This window comes from uncultured Veillonella sp., from assembly GCF_937981445.1.
In the GTDB taxonomy this organism is placed as follows: domain Bacteria; phylum Bacillota; class Negativicutes; order Veillonellales; family Veillonellaceae; genus Veillonella_A.
Genome location: NZ_CALJON010000011.1, coordinates 1 through 18,789, shown reverse-complemented (window position 1 = coordinate 18,789; position 18,789 = coordinate 1). Strand labels below are relative to the sequence as shown.

At 37.8% G+C, this 18,789-nt stretch carries 19 protein-coding genes and 1 riboswitch; of the genes, 15 read left to right on the top strand and 4 right to left on the bottom strand.

What is annotated here, in order from left to right; translation table 11 throughout:
• The 4 genes from Q0376_RS02550 (at window position 1) to Q0376_RS02535 (ending at window position 3,690) form a co-directional block, all read left to right on the top strand.
• On the top strand, window positions 1-879 hold the full coding sequence (locus Q0376_RS02550; protein WP_298703742.1) for a 2-oxoacid:ferredoxin oxidoreductase subunit beta: 879 nt from the start codon (window positions 1-3) through the stop codon (window positions 877-879).
• A 251-nt stretch (window positions 880-1,130) separates the two neighbouring features.
• Window positions 1,131-1,775, top strand: coding sequence for a QueT transporter family protein (locus Q0376_RS02545; protein WP_298703740.1), 645 nt, complete (start codon window positions 1,131-1,133; stop codon window positions 1,773-1,775).
• Between the two features lie 3 nt (window positions 1,776-1,778).
• Window positions 1,779-2,279, top strand: coding sequence for a preQ(1) synthase (queF, locus tag Q0376_RS02540; RefSeq protein WP_298703738.1), 501 nt, complete (start codon window positions 1,779-1,781; stop codon window positions 2,277-2,279).
• 301 nt (window positions 2,280-2,580) lie between these two features.
• Window positions 2,581-3,690: a DUF362 domain-containing protein gene (locus tag Q0376_RS02535; protein WP_363302982.1), complete on the top strand. Its 1,110-nt coding sequence runs from the start codon at window positions 2,581-2,583 to the stop codon at window positions 3,688-3,690.
• 364 nt (window positions 3,691-4,054) lie between these two features.
• Here the strand turns inward: Q0376_RS02535 and rpsD are convergent, their stop codons facing one another.
• Window positions 4,055-4,642 carry a 30S ribosomal protein S4 gene (gene rpsD / locus Q0376_RS02530; RefSeq protein ID WP_298703735.1) on the bottom strand — a complete coding sequence of 196 codons (588 nt, stop codon included), beginning with the start codon at window positions 4,640-4,642 and terminating at the stop codon, window positions 4,055-4,057.
• A 1,007-nt stretch (window positions 4,643-5,649) separates the two neighbouring features.
• Between rpsD and Q0376_RS02525 the strand changes: the two genes are divergently transcribed.
• Together Q0376_RS02525 and Q0376_RS02520 are read left to right on the top strand one after the other, a co-directional pair.
• On the top strand, window positions 5,650-6,546 hold the full coding sequence (locus Q0376_RS02525; protein WP_298703733.1) for a LysR family transcriptional regulator: 897 nt from the start codon (window positions 5,650-5,652) through the stop codon (window positions 6,544-6,546).
• 272 nt (window positions 6,547-6,818) lie between these two features.
• Entirely contained in the window at window positions 6,819-8,132 is a 1,314-nt protein-coding gene (locus tag Q0376_RS02520; RefSeq protein WP_298703731.1) for a nucleobase:cation symporter-2 family protein, read from the top strand.
• A gap of 170 nt (window positions 8,133-8,302) precedes the next feature.
• Here the strand turns inward: Q0376_RS02520 and Q0376_RS02515 are convergent, their stop codons facing one another.
• Entirely contained in the window at window positions 8,303-8,458 is a 156-nt protein-coding gene (locus Q0376_RS02515) for a hypothetical protein (protein ID WP_298703729.1), read from the bottom strand.
• Window positions 8,459-8,703: 245 nt separating this feature from the next.
• Here Q0376_RS02515 and bcp point away from each other — a divergent pair, with 245 nt between their 5' ends.
• On the top strand, window positions 8,704-9,174 hold the full coding sequence (gene bcp / locus Q0376_RS02510) for a thioredoxin-dependent thiol peroxidase (protein ID WP_298703727.1): 471 nt from the start codon (window positions 8,704-8,706) through the stop codon (window positions 9,172-9,174).
• Between the two features lie 119 nt (window positions 9,175-9,293).
• Here the strand turns inward: bcp and Q0376_RS02505 are convergent, their stop codons facing one another.
• A complete protein-coding gene (locus tag Q0376_RS02505; RefSeq protein ID WP_298703725.1) occupies window positions 9,294-9,833 on the bottom strand; it encodes a hypothetical protein in 540 nt (179 codons plus the stop codon).
• Between the two features lie 161 nt (window positions 9,834-9,994).
• A complete protein-coding gene (locus Q0376_RS02500) occupies window positions 9,995-10,948 on the bottom strand; it encodes a 2-hydroxyacid dehydrogenase (RefSeq protein ID WP_298703723.1) in 954 nt (317 codons plus the stop codon).
• Window positions 10,949-11,357: 409 nt separating this feature from the next.
• On the opposite strand from Q0376_RS02500, the gene Q0376_RS02495 reads away from it, so the two are divergent.
• The 8 genes from Q0376_RS02495 to Q0376_RS02460 all read left to right on the top strand — a co-directional run bounded on the left by Q0376_RS02495 (window position 11,358) and on the right by Q0376_RS02460 (window position 18,719).
• Entirely contained in the window at window positions 11,358-11,999 is a 642-nt protein-coding gene (locus Q0376_RS02495; protein WP_298703721.1) for a hypothetical protein, read from the top strand.
• 518 nt (window positions 12,000-12,517) lie between these two features.
• Window positions 12,518-13,960, top strand: coding sequence for a [FeFe] hydrogenase, group A (locus tag Q0376_RS02490; RefSeq protein ID WP_298703719.1), 1,443 nt, complete (start codon window positions 12,518-12,520; stop codon window positions 13,958-13,960).
• Window positions 13,961-14,187: 227 nt separating this feature from the next.
• Window positions 14,188-14,544 (top strand): DUF389 domain-containing protein, encoded by a 357-nt coding sequence (locus Q0376_RS02485; protein WP_298703717.1) that lies wholly within the window; start codon window positions 14,188-14,190, stop codon window positions 14,542-14,544.
• 76 nt (window positions 14,545-14,620) lie between these two features.
• Window positions 14,621-14,719, top strand: a riboswitch (SAM riboswitch).
• A 184-nt stretch (window positions 14,720-14,903) separates the two neighbouring features.
• Window positions 14,904-16,031 carry a 5-methyltetrahydropteroyltriglutamate--homocysteine S-methyltransferase gene (locus Q0376_RS02480; RefSeq protein ID WP_298703715.1) on the top strand — a complete coding sequence of 376 codons (1,128 nt, stop codon included), beginning with the start codon at window positions 14,904-14,906 and terminating at the stop codon, window positions 16,029-16,031.
• A 122-nt stretch (window positions 16,032-16,153) separates the two neighbouring features.
• Window positions 16,154-16,882: an AzlC family ABC transporter permease gene (locus tag Q0376_RS02475; protein ID WP_298703713.1), complete on the top strand. Its 729-nt coding sequence runs from the start codon at window positions 16,154-16,156 to the stop codon at window positions 16,880-16,882.
• Window positions 16,879-17,208 carry a branched-chain amino acid transporter permease gene (locus Q0376_RS02470; RefSeq protein WP_298703711.1) on the top strand — a complete coding sequence of 110 codons (330 nt, stop codon included), beginning with the start codon at window positions 16,879-16,881 and terminating at the stop codon, window positions 17,206-17,208. Before Q0376_RS02475 ends, Q0376_RS02470 begins: the two co-directional genes overlap by 4 nt.
• A gap of 238 nt (window positions 17,209-17,446) precedes the next feature.
• Window positions 17,447-17,881: a MarR family winged helix-turn-helix transcriptional regulator gene (locus Q0376_RS02465; RefSeq protein WP_298703709.1), complete on the top strand. Its 435-nt coding sequence runs from the start codon at window positions 17,447-17,449 to the stop codon at window positions 17,879-17,881.
• A complete protein-coding gene (locus Q0376_RS02460) occupies window positions 17,865-18,719 on the top strand; it encodes a pirin family protein (RefSeq protein WP_298703707.1) in 855 nt (284 codons plus the stop codon). The genes Q0376_RS02465 and Q0376_RS02460 overlap by 17 nt, the downstream gene beginning before the upstream one ends.
• Window positions 18,720-18,789 lie beyond the last annotated feature (70 nt).

Sequence of the window (18,789 nt, the reverse complement as noted above, 5' to 3'; positions counted from 1 at the left end):
ATGGCAACAGTAGCTGATTTTAGAAATGATATTCGTCCAAATTGGTGCCCTGGTTGTGGCCACTATGGCGTACAGGCTGCTATTACTGATGCAGTAGTAGCTCTTGGCATTACTCCAGATAATTTGGCAGTAATTTCCGGTATCGGTTGTTCTAGCCGTATCGGTGGTTATTTCTATGCATATGGTGCGCATACAACACATGGTCGTGCACTTCCTTATGCACAAGGGGTAAAGCTTGCTAATGAAGATTTAAATGTTGTAGTTTGCGGTGGTGACGGTGATGCCTACGCTATTGGTATGGGGCACACAATTCACGCCTTCAAACGCAATGTTAATATTACTTATGTAGTAATGGATAACCATGTATATGGTTTAACTAAAGGCCAAACTTCTCCACGGTCTGATGTAGGTTTTGTAACTAAAACATCACCACATGGTTCTTTTGAATCTCCATTACCAATTTGTGAAACAGCCATTGCTTCTGGTGCGACTTTTGTAGCACAAGGCTATATGACAAATCGTGCTGAACTTGTTGAGTTGATTAAACAAGGTATGCAACATGAAGGGTTCTCCTTCATCAATGTATTTAGTCCTTGTGTAACTTACAATAAGCGTAATGGCTATGACTACTTCAAAGAAAACTTAACTTCTTTGAGCAAAGTAGAAGGCTATGATGTTCATGATCGTGCACAAGCGCTTAAAGTGCTTGGTGAGTATGATGGTCTTGTAACTGGCTTGATTTATCAAAACACTGAAAAACCAAGCTTTGAAAAAGCCATGGCAGCAGCTAATGGTGGTCCACATCCTCGTGCATTGATTCATGAAGTGGCAAAGCCATCACAAGAATTATTTGACCAACTTTGCGAAGAATTTAAATAAGATTCGCTCCTGTTGGTAGGGGATTGATATAGTAAATTAATACAAGTATTACTTAGTACGATTTGTTAGTTTACTATTGTAAGGGTTAATATAAGCTCATATTTGACGAGTAGTAGGTCTTAGTGATAAGATAAAACTACTGTAATAAACAGGCGATACTTTGGTATCGCCTGTTGTTATTGTGTCCTAAATAGGGGCACAAGACAGTTCGTAACCATCCTGTCTTTAAATAAAACTAAGGAGAATGTAATATGAAGATGATGAGTTCCGTGGCTACTTGGAGTACCACAAAAAAAATGACCCTTGGAGGTCTTTGTTTAGCAATTTATATCGTAGTTATGTTATTTACTCAGGGCTTTGCTTTTGGGCAATATCAGATTCGCATTGCTACAGCGCTTTATGGATTAGCGGCATTATTTCCGTTTACAGTGATTGTATTTGGACTTGCTAATTTAATCAGTAATTTTATTATGGGCGGCTTAGGTCCTATTGATGCTATTGGTGGCTGTATTGTAGGTTTAGTAACGACTGGTGGCATTGTGTTAGGCAAGCGCTTAGGCTTTGGTAATTGGATTGTGATACCTTTTATCGCTTTAGTACCAAGCTTGGTAGTGCCTTTGTGGTTATCGCCTATGCTCAATGTACCGTATGAATTATTGGTTAGTTCATTACTTTTTGGACAAAGTATTTCCGCTTTAGTTAGCTTTTTCCTTGTGAATGCTTTAGAACGTGTTATGGGTTTAAATAGAACTCCAGCACAGGGGCGGACCGCTACTGCTATGCAGAATAATGAAGCGCAGAGCGTTACGAAAGCTAATGATGATGGTTTACATAGTGATGTAAGTTTAAATGATATGGCAGCGATGATGCGTGGTGTAGATACACCAAGGAGGTAAGCAATGGCAAGTGGTAGAACTAAAGAAGAACTTCAAGGTGTACATGGATTAGGTAGTGCACAGACTCAGTATCCAACGGACTATGCGCCAGAGATTTTAGAGTCCTTTGTGAATAAGCATCCAGGTAATGATTATTTTGTTAAATTCAATTGCCCTGAATTTACCAGTCTCTGCCCTATGACGGGACAGCCTGATTTTGCGACGATTTATATTTCCTATGTGCCTGATGAGCGCTTGGTAGAAAGTAAATCTTTAAAATTATATTTATTTAGCTTTAGAAATCATGGTGATTTCCACGAAGACTGTGTGAATATTATTATGAAAGATTTAATTGCTTTAATGGACCCTAAATACATTGAAGTATGGGGAAAATTTACTCCTCGTGGCGGCTTAGCCATAGATCCATATGCTAATTATGGTAAAGCTGGCACCGAATGGGAAGCCGTTGCTAAAGAACGAATGCACTTTCATGATATGCAGCCAGAACGCGTAGCATATAGATAAAAATTTTATTCAACCGTGATGGGGAAACGAAAATAGTTCCTACCGAAAACCTCGAGACAAGCTCGAATGGTATTTCTGGTAGGAACTATTTTCGTTTTATAGATATGTTGTACGGTTGAGTAATATTTTATGAGGAGCGGAACTAGGGAGACAAGAGGGAAGGTGATTGGGTATAGGGATTTTTGTTCGATAGTATATGGCAGAGTTGTTTTTGTCTTGATATAATAAACATATACATAGTATGTGTGTTTTGTAAGTAATGGCAATTGGGTAGCTATTAGTTATAATGAAAAGGAGTGACATAGGTATGTCAGAGGTATTTTTTACGTCTATGCGGACGCGAATTGGTGAGAGTTTGCCTGATAAGTTTGAACGGTTGATTAATAAGGCAGGGATTGGCGACATTGATTTTGAAAACAAGTATGTAGCCATTAAAATGCATTTTGGTGAGCCTGGCAATTTAGCTTTCTTAAGACCCCAATATGTAGCTCGATTAGTAGAGGTCATTAAGGACTTAGGGGGTAAGCCATTTTTAACAGATTGTAATACTTTATATGTAGGGGGCCGTAAGAATGCACTTGACCATATAGAGTTAGCATATCAAAATGGCTTCAATCCGTATAATACAGGGGCTCATATTATTATTGCAGATGGGCTAAAAGGCCTTGATGAAACCTTGGTGCCTCTACCTGATGGAAAACATGTGAAGGAAGCTAAAATTGGACGCGCTTTGATGGATGCGGATATTGTTATTTCTTTAACACATTTTAAAGGACATGAATCAGCCGGTTTTGGCGGAGCTATTAAGAATCTAGGTATGGGTGGTGGCTCTAGAGCTGGTAAAATGGAACAGCATAGTGCAGGCAAGCCATTTGTACAGCAAGAGATTTGTGTGGGCTGCCATAAATGCGAACAATATTGCGCTCATGATGCGGTACATGTGACGAATGGCAAATCCTTTATTACAGAAGAAAAATGTGTAGGCTGCGGACGCTGTGTAGGCGTTTGTCCAGTAGATGCTATTTCACCAATGTGGGATGAAGCTAATACGGTTCTTAGTGAAAAAATGGCTGAATATACAGCGGCTGTAGTTAGAAATCGTCCATCCTTCCATATTAGTTTGGCTGTAGATATTTCACCATATTGTGATTGTCATAGCGAAAATGATGTGCCAATTGTACCTGATGTGGGCATGTTTGCATCAAAAGACTTAGTAGCTCTCGACCAGGCTTGTGCAGATAAAATCAATGCACAACCAGTTATGCCAGGTAGTATGCTAGCAGAAAAAACACAGCATAGTCATGATCATTTTAAAGACATTGCGCCGGACACTGATTGGGAAGCCGCTCTTAGCCACGCAGAAGAATTAGGGCTTGGCAGTCGTAACTATACATTAAAAGAAATTCGGTAATATATAGAACGAGATACGAGTTAATTTATATTAATATGAATTGTAATATTGATATAAAAAATATTAATATAAATAAATGTAGATATAAAGAAATATAGATATAATATATTATATATAAATTTAACCCCCTATAGTATCAAATAATTACCGATAGTATAGGGGGCTTTTATTAGCAAGGGGGGGTTATTAGCATATTTTGTCCTATAAGCCTACAATTTCAATTTAATTCTATAGGTCTAATTGGGTTCTATAGGTCAATTGGATTCTATAAGTCTCATTGATGCCTATAAAACTAACTAGTGCATGGATTAAAGGCGAAATAAAAAAGACACAGAGTAGACTCTGTGTCTTTTGCATTGTTGAATTATTTGCTGTACAATTCGACGATAAGTGTTTCGTTAACTTCGATTGGAAGTTCGGAACGCTCAGGAAGACGAGTTAATGTACCTTTGAAGCCTTCTAATTCTTTAGTGATGTAAGGAAGTTCGAAAGAACGAAGTTCCTGGAAGTTTGTTTTGAACATTTCGTTGTCACGGGATGCTTCGCGAAGTTCGATAACATCGCCCACTTTACATTGGTAGGAAGGGATGTCTACGCGACGGCCGTTAACAAGAATGTGACCATGGTTTACCATTTGGCGTGCTTGACGAATGGAGTTACCAAAGCCGATGCGATATACAAGATTGTCAAGACGGCATTCTAGTAATACTAGCATGTTTTCGCCTGTAACACCTTGCATTTTTTTCGCTTTATCGTAATAGCGTACGAACTGGCGTTCTAGCAAGTTGTAGTATGCTTTAACTTTTTGTTTTTCTAATAATTGCATGCCATATTCAGACATTTTCTTTTGACGTTGTTCTTTTTTTACGCGCTTTAAAGCTTTGGAGTGACCGAAAACGTTCACACCGAAGCGACGACATAACTTAAAGCGTGCTTCTCTTCTCGTTGCCATGTGTTTATCACCTCATAAATTAAATAACAAATAGTACCTCAATTAGGTACTCGATTATCATACCACGGAAAAGACCTCAGTGTCAATGAAAAAGCCCTGTTTTATGGTTGTGTTGAAAGCTTAGGCAATATAGATAGGCATAATAAGCGAGGACATTCTAAAAGTAGGGGATAACAGATTACCGAGACCGATATATAACAGAGCGATAGACCGATGGATAGATGGATGAATAGACAGACGGATAGACAGACGGATAGACAGACGGATAGATAGATGGATGGATAGATAGATAGATGGGGGGGAGATAAGAGCAGATACATGGTACAAAGAATACTTAATTAACTTTTATACTAATAGGAAATTTGAGTGGGTTCAGTATAAAGTTGAAAAAATCAACGAAAAAATATAATGAATTATATCTTCAAATTTCATATATAGCAAGTAAGATTAGCCTTCAATTTCTATGCTTTTTTTCAAGATTATGGTATACTGTCAAGTATGTGTAAATGTAAAAATCGCATACGAGTGATTCTTTTTAGGTATAGGTCTAGACAAGAATAAAAGTACGTGATAAAATTAAAAACTCTACTTATATAATTTGAATTTTTACTAATATAACTAAATAAATTTATTGAAAAGACTAATGAAAAACTATGTAAATTTTTTGTATGAGTAATACTAAACGGCTTGAGCAGTTTGATTTTGTACTTGTTGGGGTTAGTTTTGAGAGTCACTAAGAACGTGGGATTTAATAGGTCATTTAGAAATGAAATATAAATTCATATCCAAGTTATAGAAAACTTATAGTTGTGATCAAACTAATATTAAAAATTTTTATAATTATTTTCTATTTTTATGTGAACATGATATAATGATGTAAAGTTGTAAAGTTCCATATATTTCGATATGCAGTTTACGTTATGTAGATTGACTAAAATAATATATGTAGTGTTTTGTTTTTGTTTTGTTTGAGAGTTTGTTATTCGCATAAAAAGGAGATGAATTAGATGGAAGAACTACCTACCCTGCAGGAGCTACAAAGTTTTATTACATACAGTAAAATGGGAAATTTTACATTAGCCGCTCAAGCTGCTAATATTACTCAATCTGCTTTTAGTGCGCAGATGAAAAAGCTAGAACGTTTAGTAGGGGTTAAATTAATTGCCCGCTCTACGCGTGGTAGTCGCTTAACGCCAGAAGGAGAAAAGTTTTTACCTGAGGCTGAACATATTATTGAAACATTAGAACGAGCTATTCATAGCATTCGTTTGGCCAATAAGTTAGAGCGACCAATGTTAAATGTAGGCATATTACGAAGTATTGGGGATGTGCGTATGAATGCACATGTAGCTTACTTTCAGCAAACTAACCCAAATTTTGCTATTTCTGTATATGACATGGAAGAAGAAGAGATGCTTTTAGATTTACGTGAAAACCGTATTGATATTGGCACTTGCTACTTACCTAATAATAAAGATATGAGTGCATATGAAAGTATTGCCCTACGTGAAGACTCCGTTGTTTATTATGCACCAAAGCGCGATATGGAAGATCGCCCTATTACTTGTGAGGAAATTTTAAATTACCCATTAGTAATGTATCCACCAAAATATTTTATGAGTCATCGTTTAAAATCATACTTCTCTGAAGAAGGACGTCAATCCTTACCACAATTAGTAAGATTATCTAATCCATATGCGATGATTGATTACTGTAAACGCAATGAAGCAGGGGCGTTAATTTCTAGACATTTACTTGATACCTTAGGTATTACTGAAGGTGTTCATACTCTTGCTAAATCATTACATTTGCAAGTATGCTTTGTATATCGCAACAATAATTCAAAATGGGAAACAATGAAAACATTTATGGATTATATTGCAAAAGAATTAAATGAAGGCTAATTGATACGGTGCTAAGAGTGACTAAACTTATGTATTGAGTCTTAGTGCTTTAGTTCCACTTAATTAGTTGTGAATAAGTAAAGCGGTTTGCCACTTATAGAGGATATAATCCTACGAGTTCAAGCAGTTCGTGTTTGAAACTCTTAAGTGTAGCAGACCGTTTTATTTTTTAGGGATTGCATATTACATTTTTCCGTAAAATTTGGTATTATATGTTCCATGTTCTATGATTCATTATATTGTTATTTGTTTTTCCTGGAGGGATGAACAGAATGGTTGACTACAAAAAGAGTCAGATCTTTTTTCTTGGTCTGCAACATGTACTAGCCATGTATGCAGGGGCTGTTATTGTACCCTTAATTGTAGGTAGTAGTTTGGGGCTCGATACAGAGCATATAGCGTATTTAATTGGGGCTGATTTGCTCACATCAGGGATTGCCACTTTGCTGCAAGTTTGGCGCAATCGCCTATTTGGTATTGGTTTACCTGTTGTTCTTGGTTGTACCTTTACGGCAGTATTCCCTATGATTGCCATTGGGAAGGAATTAGGCCTTGGCGCCATTTACGGAGCCATTATTGTATCTGGGCTAATTGTATTTTTAATTGCCCATTGGTTTGGGAAATTGGTGCGCTTCTTTCCCCCTGTTGTGACAGGGTCTATTGTAACTGTTATTGGTGTAACCTTAGTACCGGTGGCGATGAACAATTTGGCGGGCGGTGTAGGTAGTCCCGACTTTGGAGCCCCTACTAATATTGTATTAGGGGTGGCAGTACTGGCTTTTATTTTAATCCTTAATCGCCTTTTTAAAGGTTATATACAGGCAATTTCAGTACTTTTAGGTCTCGTATTTGGTACCTTGGTGGCTGGCTTTATGGGCCTTGTTGATTTTGCGCCTGTTGCCGCAGCTTCATGGACGCATATTCCAACGCCATTTTACTTTGGTCTTCCGACCTTCCATGGTAGTGCGATTTTAACGATGACAATTGTAGCTATGGTAAGTATGGTAGAATCGACCGGTGTATTTTTAGCTTTAGGTGAAATTTGTGAACGTAAATTAACGCCTAAAGATTTAGCTCATGGATATCGTGCTGAAGGGCTCGCCTCTATTATTGGGGGGATTTTTAATTCCTTCCCTTACACTACATTCTCTCAAAATGTAGGGCTTGTGGAATTATCAAAAGTACGGACTACACGAGTTATTACAGTTTGTGGTATTATGCTTGTTTTATTGGGATTAGCACCTAAGTTCGCGGCCTTGGCTACGATTATTCCTACCAGTGTATTAGGCGGGGCCATGGTAGCTATGTTTGGTATGGTTTGTGCGGCGGGCATTCGCATGCTAGGAAAAGCTAATTTTAATGACTCTAACACGATGCTCGTAGCAGCCTGCTCCATTACCCTTGGACTGGGTGTAACTGTAACACCTAATTTATTTGCACAATTTCCAGCATCTATTCGCATTTTACTAGAAAGTGGCATTGTAGTGGGGGCTATAACAGCAGTGTTGCTTAATATTTTATTTAATTATGACGAAATTAAAAATTATTCCTTAGGTGATGCGTTGAAAGAGCGTGCTGAAGAATAAGAACGGTAATAATTAAAAAAATATAATATAAAAATAATAAAAAGCTGTAATTCTTAATAGTTAGACTTAGATTTGACTGCGTCTGATATATTAGAGAATTACAGCTTTTATATTATATTTCCGTGTTCTATTTATATTTCAGTGTCCTATGTAGTATTATAGGTGGTTTCTTAGTGAACTAAGGCATAATAAATTACATAGATCCAACCAAGAATACCGTGGAATATAGCCCAAGGAATGGAGTGCCAATTGGCATAGCTAACAACCATAGCTAAGGCAGAACCAAAGGAAATACCAGTTTTTACTGTACTTGCTACGTATTTCATTAGAATGTCACCTCCTTGATAGATTGAAAAGTATCTATATTTATGATTACATATTTTATTGGTACTGTAAAGAAGAAATTCGATGTATAATAGGGGAAAGAAAACGCCATATACACTAAATTTGCAAAGAGCATAATAGGGAGGTAAATAGAACATTCAATGTACAATACATATGCACTATAACATATTGAGTTTAGAGCGTATTTGGCTCATTACATAGTATTAATAAAGAAAGGTTGATACAAATGACTGAACTTACTGTAGGAATGAAAGCACCTGGTTTTTCTGCTTTGTCCGATGCGAATGAAATGGTATCGTTAGATAATTTTTTAGGCAAAAAGGTTATTTTATACTTTTATCCTAAAGATAATACACCAGGTTGCTCTGTAGAAGCACAGCAATTTAATGCTGCTTATGATGCCTTGTATAAGGCGGGCTATGTTGTATTGGGGGTGAGCCGCGATACAGTAAAACGACATGTTAACTTTAAAGCTAAGTATGATTTGAAGTTTTTATTACTAGCTGATACGGATGAAGCGATTTGTAATGCCTATGGTGTGATGAAGGAAAAGAAGCTGTACGGTAAAGTATCCATTGGCATTGAGCGCTCTACCTTTGTTATTGATGAAACAGGGCAGATTACGCATATATACCGCGGCGTTAAGGCTAAGGAACATGTAGGGGCTTTGCTTGTTGATTTAGGTGTGGCGGAGTAATAGTATGTTTAGGTACATGCTATAGTAGGTCTAGATCCGTCCTATAGTATGTTTAGATACGTCCTATAGCCTCATATTATACTGAGGGACGAATTCGGAGCGCATATTAACTTAGTCTGTTAAGGCCTAAAACTTCCTTCTATTGTTGGCAAGTAGGCTTCATAATGATAGCGATTGGATACGGGGTATTTATATTGTAATGTCTTGATAAATTGTGAATTGACAAATGATTTGACATAGTAGATATAGCCACCGCGTTCATAGGAAATAACATACCAAGAATCACCGAGGGCTTTGTAACTTGGCTGATAATAGTTGACTGCTCCAGCATAACTGGCTTCTACCGTTGCATGGTTTGAATTATGAGAACCAGAAATGGTCAGCGCCCCACCGAGACCATCGGCGAAGCGGGCACCATCACCATTAGATGGACCATAGGCAAGATAAAAATTAGATGGCACATAACTGGACATACCAAAACGAGCGTTGCTGTATTGGAAATAATTAGCGTCCACCGTATTTACATATACATAGGGCAGAAATTGGGTGCGACCTGGTTGGTAGTTTTGATTCTGTAAGGCTACGCGTTCCGCATGTACGGAGGAGCTCATAGCGCTTACAAAGGCAAGGGCGAGTATAGGAAGTAAAGACTTTTTCATAATAAATCTCCTTTTATAGGGGTTAGTGATTATATAGAGTGTGTTAATGTCTAAGTAGTAAATTTATAAAACAACTTTATTAAAGTAAATTTATAAAAAATCCCACCGCAGGGCCAGATACCATTTGGTTGTGGTGGGACTTTTATTTATATAATTACATATTATTTAACTAAGTTTTGTGGCGCATTATTCAAGAAGGCGTCAATATTGGCAAATACAATATCAGCTCTTGTTTCTAAGGCTTCTTTGCTGGCAAAGGCCACATGAGGTGTAAGCACGCAATGTTTTGCATGGCAAAGTGGATGGTCGGTAGCAATTGGTGGCTCATTTTCAAATACATCGACCCCAGCAGCGGCTAGACGTCCTTCATTAAGGGCATCTGCTAAGGCTTGGCTATCTACTACAGGACCACGAGCCGTGTTGATAAGTACAGCACTAGGTTTCATGAGCTTGATTGTGTCTGCATTTACGAGACCTTTAGTTTCAGCTGTTAGTGGCGTATGTAGGGATACGAAGTCGGCCTCTTTAAATAAGGTGTCTTTATCGACAAATTTGACGCCTTTAGCTTCAAGAGCTGGTTTAACGCTGCGATTATAGGCGATAACTTTGCAGCCAAAAGCGAGGGCGATTTCAGCTACGCGGCTACCAATAGCACCGGTACCTACAACACCAAAGGTTTTGCCATAGAGTTCGAAGCCTACAAGGCCGTCCTTAGTACCGCCTTGACGGCATTTAGCATCACAGGGAACGATATTGCGAATGGCACTAATGGCAAGGCCGAAGGCAAGCTCCGCTACGGCATTAGTGGAATAGCCAGCTGCATTAGACACTACAATATTACGTTCACGGCATGCTTCAAGGCCAACATGATCGACACCAGTAAAGGCGATGTCTACGAATTTTAAATTAGGACATTGGCGAATCATATCAGCTGGTAGTGGTTGATTAGCTAACATGATAATATGGGCCTCTTTGATGCGGTCTAAAAGCTTAGCTGGGTCAGTTTCTTTAGTTTCATAATAAATCACTTCATGACCTGCTGCTTTTAAAGGCGCAGTTAATGCGTCGATTTTGCTTAGGGCAACACCTAATGGTTCCATAATAACAATTTTCATAATACACCTCATAAGACGACAATACAGCTTGTCCACTAAGATAGGACGTAAATAGAAATATATCCATCAGTGGGCGAAAGAATAATTATATCTTAATTATACGCTAACTCAGAATAAAGTAAAATGACTAGGGGAGATTTGAAATCTATAGCTATGCTAAGAATGCATTACATGGTTAGAGATGGCTATAAATGGGTTAGTTTATAGAATTCATTACATAGTTAGACTGGTGTATAAATTACTTTGTTTATTCTTTGTTTAAAAATAATTTATATAAAATACATAAAATTTACAGAAAGTTTATAAAAACTTTGCGAATTTAAGGAAATTGGCGTATAATGCAGTAGAAAACTGTAAAGTGGAAATAAGTTTTTTGTGGTTGTGTTGTGATTGTATGAGGAATATGTGGATGAGAAGAAATAATATAATTACTATAGTGGCGTTTATATTAGCCATTCCATTAGGGGTAATCTTGCCAAGTCATTATTTTTGGGAGAATGGTTTAATTGAAAATTTAGAAGCCTTAGTCTTACTTGGTGCTAGTTGCATGGCATTTATTTGGACCAAGCGAAGCGAAGGTAATCTGTCCTATTTCTTTTTTGCTTGTGCCTTATTATTTCTCGTTGCATTTGGTCGCGAATTAAGTTGGGGCCGGGTCTTTTATCCTGTAGGGATGAATGGAGAAGGTCCAACCTTTGCATCTATAAAAGAGGTGTGGTTTGGTGCCTATCTACCTTGGGTCTTGGGACTTTTAATACTTACAATAATAGGGGCACTGGGAAAAGCTCGGCATTTAGTAAAACGTATTCTTATTCATTATAGTAAGGACAAGTTAGTAATTTTATATGCTATCTTGTTTATATTAGGTTTAACATTGGGGGAAACTGTTTTTGAGCGAAATTGGGTGCCTGCATTAGATCTTTATCATCAAAATTATGAAGAACTAGCTGAGCTTATAGGATATTGGTCGGCGTATTGTATGATTTATAAGATTCGATTAAACCTATTGCGTGATACCGTATTGGATAATACGGTATTTGATGAAAAATAGAATACAAATATGAATAAATTTATCTAGACCAAAATCGGGTTTATATATTGCTGTTAGTGCATACATAGATATATGTGTTATTCCAGATAAAATCTAGTGTTTTGGCAGAACAATCAAGGTAATACAAGGATTTAAGGCCTTTTGAAGGCAAGAAAAAAACATTAATGATAAAGGGATTTAATGTCAATCATGATATCTATTCTCAAAAATAATGAAATATCTTTGGGATTGCGTGAAAAACTCTTTTTACAGAAGATGTATGTGTTTTTGGAAGGTAAATTCCTAGTTGAAATGGGGATTTTTAAGATGATATACTAAACCTAAGATGTTACTCATAACCGTGAAATATGGGCATTTTAAAGGTAGTTTAAGATGTGTGAGTGATAACCCGTGTAGACCGAAACTGTAATACATAAGATAGTATATGTCTTAGGTGTTAACTGAGAACAGGTCAACCAGGCGGAGCGTCTCCGCTATTGAATACATAACTAGTATTTTTCTATGTGAGGTGCAAAATAATGAGTTTCGAAAGTCGATTCCAACACATTGATCGTCGTGTTCCTATCTCTGAGAACAATGTAGCTATTATCCATGATTTAGACAAATGTAAAAACTGCACACTTTGCCGTCGTGCTTGTGCAGATACTATGGGTGTTCTTGATTATTACGATTTAGAATCCACTGGCGATGAGCCAATTTGTATTCATTGTGGTCAATGTGCTGCAGCGTGCCCATTCGACTCTATGAATGAACGCTCTGAACTTGATGAAGTAAAAGCAGCGATTGCTGATCCAGATAAAATCGTAGTAGTACAAACGGCACCAGCTGTGCGTATTGGTATTGGTGAAGAATTTGGTTATGAACCAGGCTCTTTCTTAGAAGGTAAAATGATTGGTGCCGTTCGTGCATTAGGCGCTGACTATGTAGTAGACACTAACTTCGGTGCGGATTTAACTATTATGGAAGAAGCTAGTGAGTTAATTGAACGCGTAGTAAATGGTCATGGTGAATTACCACAGTTCACAAGCTGCTGCCCAGCTTGGGTAAAATTTGCTGAAACTTACTACCCAGAATATTTACCAAATATTTCCTCCGTACGTAGCTGTATCGCTATGGAAGCGGCTGTTATTAAAACGTATTTTGCTAAGAAAATGAACATCGATTCTGAAAAAATCGTGTCCGTAAGTATTGCACCTTGTACAGCGAAGAAATTTGAAATTCGCCGTCCAGAGCAAAATAAATCTGCAGAATATTGGGGTAAAGAAGAATTACGTGATACAGATTACTGTATTACAACTCGTGAATTTGCAAAATGGATTCGTGAGTCCGGCATTGATTTCACACAAGTGGAAGAGTCCCAAATGGACAAATACATTGGTGCTGAAACTGGCGGTAGCGTGATTTTCTGTAACACTGGTGGGGTTATGGAAGCAGCAGTACGTAGTGCGTATAAATTCATCACTGGTGATGAACCAACTCCTGAACGTTACACTAATTTACAAGAAGTGCGCGGTATGGAAGGCGTTCGTGAAGCAGAAGTTGAAATTGGCGATAAAACATTAAAACTTGCTGTAGTTCATGGCGGTAAAAATATTCGTACTTTCTTAGACGATATGAAAGCCACTGGCAAAAAATATGATTTCATCGAAATGATGGCTTGCCCAGGCGGTTGTATCGGTGGTGGCGGACAGCCTCGCGTTAAATTGCCTGTAGCTAATAAAGTAAGAGAAGCTCGTATTAAAGGTATCTATGATGTTGATGCTAATATGAAACTTCGTTCTAGTTATGAAAACCCTGAAATCAAAGCAATTTATGAAGAATTCTTTGATAAACCATTAGGTGAACTTTCCGAACAATTATTACATACACATTACACTGATCGCAGTGATAGCCTTGGTGTTCGTAAAGATGTAACACCAGAAACTTGTCCTACATCTCCAAAATTCAAAAAACCAGAATAATAGGTAGATTCAGTAGGTACTACAGAATAAATAGTTACAAAACTAGCTTTATGGAGCGCCCTAGTTATTATATTATTTATAGAGCGTTTAATGGACTTAGTTTGTAGTAAAGAGCCAAAGACACTATAGTCATTATGACTATAGTGTCTTTTTATACAATGGTAGTTTATTTAATATAGGAGGACCTATGTTGAAATGGAGGAGCTTTTTTAATATTAAAACTGATAGTGCTTCATTTGCAGAAATTAATGAACGCATTGAATCAGATGCCACCATTATGTACTGCTGGCTATGGTCTTAGTATCGGTTCATATAGCTTCTTCCTAGGGGCGATGTATTTATTTTTTATTAATGCCTTTTTTATCAGTTTATCAGCGTATTTTGTTTTTAAAATTTTACGGGTTCCACCAGTAGTGTATCCAGATCAAGAACATAAGAAGTATCAAAAAGTTATTTTAATGGTCCTCGGCTTTATCGTGACGCAAGACTTGCCACCTGCTAGTGTAGAAAAGATACAGCGATGGATTGAAAGTCAAAGTGAATGGCCCGTTACCTTGGTGGTACAAAAGCATAGCGACCAATAAGGTGTGAGGATTTTGTTGGTGTAGGTTGACAGGCTCTTGATGATTAGCGTATGATTATATATATCAAATACATATATAGTCATCAAGAGCAGTGGAGGGACGTGGCCCTATGAAACTGCGGCAACCTGCCTATTGGTAAGGTGCTAAGTCCAACGGGAAAACCGGCAGATGATAAGGCGTAGCGTTGTCGGGGGACAACGTTTTTTTATATTATTTTATCTTGTGCGTCTCGTGAAGACATGTAAGCATTTATTATATAAATTTTGCGGCCCCTATGTATTTGTTAGTGTAGGTGAGCTCTTGTAGAGCGCGTACCTTATATTAAAGTGAAATAGAGAGAAAAGAGAGGCGAGTGTATTATGAGTACAAATAAGAAAGGTCCATTTCGTTATGATGTAGTAGGTAGTTTTTTGCGTCCTCAAACAATTAAAGAGGCACGGCAGCAATTTGACCTTGGCACGATTTCTAAGGAAGCACTTCGCAAAGTAGAAGATGAAGCTATTCGCGATTTAGTAGAGAAAGAAATTGCCGTAGGGTTGAAAGCTGTTACTGATGGGGAATTTCGCCGCGCCTACTGGCATTTAGATTTTTTAGAAGCTCTTGATGGGGTGGAACGGGTTAAAGCTGAACATTGGTCTGTGGCATTTAAAGGTCATCAACCAAAAGCTGCGATGCTAAAGATTACAGGAACGATTGATTTTACAGATCATCCATTTTTAAAAGATTATGAATTTTTACATCGCACTGTAGGGGACCGTGCTGTAGCGAAGATTACGATACCCTCTCCGTCTATGCTTCACTTGATTTGCTGTGTTCGCGAAGAGCAGTATGTACCGATTCCACAGTATGAAAATGAAGAGGTCTTATTCCAGGATATTGCTAAAGCCTATCGTAAGGCGATACGGGCTTTTTATGATGCCGGTTGCCGGTATTTGCAATTGGATGATACGTCTTGGGGTGAGTTTTGTGATGAAGAAAAGCGCAAAGCCTATGCTGCACGAGGTCTTGATGTAGATGCTATAGGCCGTAAATATGTAGAGATTATCAACTATGCCTTAGCAGATAAACCTGCTGATTTAGCTGTGACTATGCATATTTGTCGTGGGAACTTCCGCTCCACTTGGTTCTCTTCTGGTGGATATGAACCAGTGGCTCATATCTTATTTGCTCATTGTAATGTAGATGGATTTTTCCTAGAATATGATTCTGAGCGTGCTGGTGGCTTTACACCATTACGTTTTATAAAAAATCAAAAGGTAGTATTAGGCCTTGTTACGTCTAAGTTCCCTGAGCTTGAAAACGAAGCGGATATTAAGGCACGCATTGAAGAAGCCGCCTTGTATGTACCAAAAGAACAATTAGCATTGAGCCCACAATGTGGCTTTGCGTCCACTGAAGAGGGGAATAATTTAACTGAAGAGGAAGAGTTGGCAAAATTAGCTCTCATTAAGCGCGTGGCTGAAGCCGTTTGGCCTGAAGGGGAATAGGAAGTGACTATTAGCGTTAGGTAGATGGGGCAGGCAATATAATAGGCTGAAGGGGCGTGTGTGCAATTTAATAACATAGCCAAAGGGGAGAAGTACGTGATACAGTTGAAAGGAGTTTAGTAATGAGTGACATGATACCAAGTGAATCGCAGGCACCGTGGAGACGGGCGTTGAATTATGCTTTTCCATTAACTGTTCCTATTTGCGCAGGCTTTTTATTCTTAGGCATATCCTATGGACTCTATGCTACTGACCAGGGACTAGCTTGGTATTGGCCGGTACTCATGAGCGCTACTATTTACGCAGGCTCCATGGAATTTGTGACGGTAGCACTTTTAGCAGCTCCTTTCGACCCCCTAGGGGCCTTTGCCCTCGCTTTGATGGTCAATGCACGGCATATCTTTTATGGTTTAACTATGGTGACTAAATACATGGATATGGGGTGGAAAAAATGGCCCCTTATTTATGGTATGTGTGATGAAAGTTTTGCTATTAATGCGACCTGTTCCTTACCTTCTGATATTGATCGAGGCTGGTTTTATTTGCATGTTACAGGCCTCAACTATATTTACTGGGTTATTGGTGCTGCTATGGGTTCTATAGGGAGTCAATTTATTACCTTTAATTTGAAAGGTATTGAATTTGTACTCGCAGCATTATTTGGCGTGTTGTTTATGGATTATTTGTTAAAATCTGAAAAGAAACAATATGCCCTTATAGGTTTTGGTATTGCCATTGTGACATTAGCTTATTTTGGACCGAATTATTTTATGGTACCAGCCATGCTTCTTATGTTAGTCGTATTTTTAGGCATGTACCTATATGATACGAAGGCGGTGAGCAAGTCATGAGTGTTTGGGAAATGATTATAACTATAGGGAGTGTTGTAGCAGGCACTATGGTGACCCGTTTTATTTCCTTTGCCTTATTTGCAAAATCAGGCAAGCCACCGGCTATTGTAAGTTATTTAGGCAAAGTTTTACCTGGTGCGGTTATGGGCCTATTGGTTGTATATGCTTTGAAAGGAACGGTCATTCTTACCTATCCCTATGGATTGCCAGAACTCTTAGCAGTACTTTTATTAGTGGGGATACATTTATATAAGCGTAATTTTTTAATATCCATTCTAAGTAGTACTATTTTTTATATGATATTAGTGCAAGCTGTCTTTGTGTGACAGGGCGTAAAAAAACTTTAAGAAGTTCCTCTTTAGGGAGGAACTTTTTTTTCTTTACAAAATAAAAAAATCATTGTAAACTATAACTAGTTAGATATATCTATTTAGATGTATTCTGTTATATAATTTGTAAATGTTGAATTTGGTAGAGCATAAATATCTAATTAGATGTTTATGGCTGATGCTTGTAGCTGATGTATGTATTAAATGAATTCTATTTGTTAGAGGAGGTCTCGATATGAGTTCAATTGATAGAAATATTCTAATCCGCCTACATCGTAATGTAGGTGCATTAGACCGAAAAACAGCCCGTATTGCGGCCAAGTATAAATTGACTTTCAGTCAATTTATGGTACTAGAAGCCCTATACAGTAAGGGAAATTTAACCGTAGGTGAAGTGCGACGCGCTATTTTAAGTAGTATAGGAACGATTTCTGTTATTATTAATAATTTAGTCAAAATGGGCTATATTGAACGTTTAGCTGATGCAACGGATAAACGTGTGTCGATTTTACAGCTTACTGAAGCGGGGCATGCAGTGATTAGTAACATCGTACCAGAAAATAATGCAATGATACAAAATAGTTTTGAAGTATTAACTCATGAAGAGAAAATGCAATTAGTAAATTTATTAAAAGTATTAGGAGAACAATTAGATGAAGAGAACAATTAAAACAAGAATTAAAGGGTTTAGAACGATTGATGGGGCTGGCGTAAATTTAGTACGCGTGTTGGGAAATGGAACTATTGAAGAGTATGATCCTATTTTGATGTTAGATTCTTTTGATAGTGTAAACCCTGATGAATACACGGCAGGTTTTCCAATGCATCCGCATCGTGGTATTGAAACAATTAGTTATGTATCTCGGGGCAAAATGGTACATCGTGATAGTTTAGGTAATGAAGAAGCTATTGGTGATGGGGAAGTACAATGGATGAATTCTGGTTCCGGCATTTTGCATGAAGAACTCGTGCCTGCAGCAGAGCGCCTATTAGGTGTGCAATTATGGCTTAATTTGCCTAGAGAAGAAAAAATGTCGAAACCTAGCTATCACAGTATTAAGCGAGCTGATATAGAAGAAATTCCACTTCAAGGTGGTATGCTCCGACTATTAGCAGGCACTTATACTGATGATAATGGCCAAGTGCATGAAGGCTTTAAAGGGGAACATTTGCCGTTAGATTACTATGATGTACATCTAGAGACAGGGACTGAGATTACCTTTACTATGAAAGAAGAGGATTCTTTAATGCTGTTCACCCTTTTAGGTGAAGTCTATGTGGAAGGTGAGTTAATAGAAGAAAAGACGGCTGTAAAATTAACTGAAGGCACATCTGTTACCATTAAGGCTGGCGAAGGTCCTGTACAAGTGCTATACATTAAATCTATTGCCTTACATGAACCAGCTGCTTGGGCCGGGCCTATTGTAATGAACACAGAGGAAGAAGTGCAAGAAGCTTTTAGAGAATTGAGAAATGGTACCTTTATTAAAGACAAGGTAGATTATTAATAGTTTGATGATTAAAGATACGTAGTTTGTTACAGTTGCGTTGGCTTAGTGAAATAAGTAGCTTAGTGAA

Excerpts from the sequence above, each read along its gene's own strand:
- Q0376_RS02550 (WP_298703742.1), top strand. The coding sequence starts at position 1 with ATGGCAACAGTAGCTGATTTTAGAAATGATATTCGTCCAAATTGGTGC.
- Q0376_RS02545 (WP_298703740.1), top strand. The coding sequence starts at position 1,131 with ATGAAGATGATGAGTTCCGTGGCTACTTGGAGTACCACAAAAAAAATG.
- queF (WP_298703738.1), top strand. The coding sequence starts at position 1,779 with ATGGCAAGTGGTAGAACTAAAGAAGAACTTCAAGGTGTACATGGATTA.
- rpsD (WP_298703735.1), bottom strand. The coding sequence starts at position 4,642 with ATGGCAACGAGAAGAGAAGCACGCTTTAAGTTATGTCGTCGCTTCGGT.
- Q0376_RS02525 (WP_298703733.1), top strand. The coding sequence starts at position 5,650 with ATGGAAGAACTACCTACCCTGCAGGAGCTACAAAGTTTTATTACATAC.
- Q0376_RS02520 (WP_298703731.1), top strand. The coding sequence starts at position 6,819 with ATGGTTGACTACAAAAAGAGTCAGATCTTTTTTCTTGGTCTGCAACAT.
- Q0376_RS02515 (WP_298703729.1), bottom strand. The coding sequence starts at position 8,458 with ATGAAATACGTAGCAAGTACAGTAAAAACTGGTATTTCCTTTGGTTCT.
- bcp (WP_298703727.1), top strand. The coding sequence starts at position 8,704 with ATGACTGAACTTACTGTAGGAATGAAAGCACCTGGTTTTTCTGCTTTG.
- Q0376_RS02505 (WP_298703725.1), bottom strand. The coding sequence starts at position 9,833 with ATGAAAAAGTCTTTACTTCCTATACTCGCCCTTGCCTTTGTAAGCGCT.
- Q0376_RS02500 (WP_298703723.1), bottom strand. The coding sequence starts at position 10,948 with ATGAAAATTGTTATTATGGAACCATTAGGTGTTGCCCTAAGCAAAATC.
- Q0376_RS02495 (WP_298703721.1), top strand. The coding sequence starts at position 11,358 with ATGAGAAGAAATAATATAATTACTATAGTGGCGTTTATATTAGCCATT.
- Q0376_RS02490 (WP_298703719.1), top strand. The coding sequence starts at position 12,518 with ATGAGTTTCGAAAGTCGATTCCAACACATTGATCGTCGTGTTCCTATC.
- Q0376_RS02480 (WP_298703715.1), top strand. The coding sequence starts at position 14,904 with ATGAGTACAAATAAGAAAGGTCCATTTCGTTATGATGTAGTAGGTAGT.
- Q0376_RS02475 (WP_298703713.1), top strand. The coding sequence starts at position 16,154 with ATGAGTGACATGATACCAAGTGAATCGCAGGCACCGTGGAGACGGGCG.
- Q0376_RS02470 (WP_298703711.1), top strand. The coding sequence starts at position 16,879 with ATGAGTGTTTGGGAAATGATTATAACTATAGGGAGTGTTGTAGCAGGC.
- Q0376_RS02465 (WP_298703709.1), top strand. The coding sequence starts at position 17,447 with ATGAGTTCAATTGATAGAAATATTCTAATCCGCCTACATCGTAATGTA.
- Q0376_RS02460 (WP_298703707.1), top strand. The coding sequence starts at position 17,865 with ATGAAGAGAACAATTAAAACAAGAATTAAAGGGTTTAGAACGATTGAT.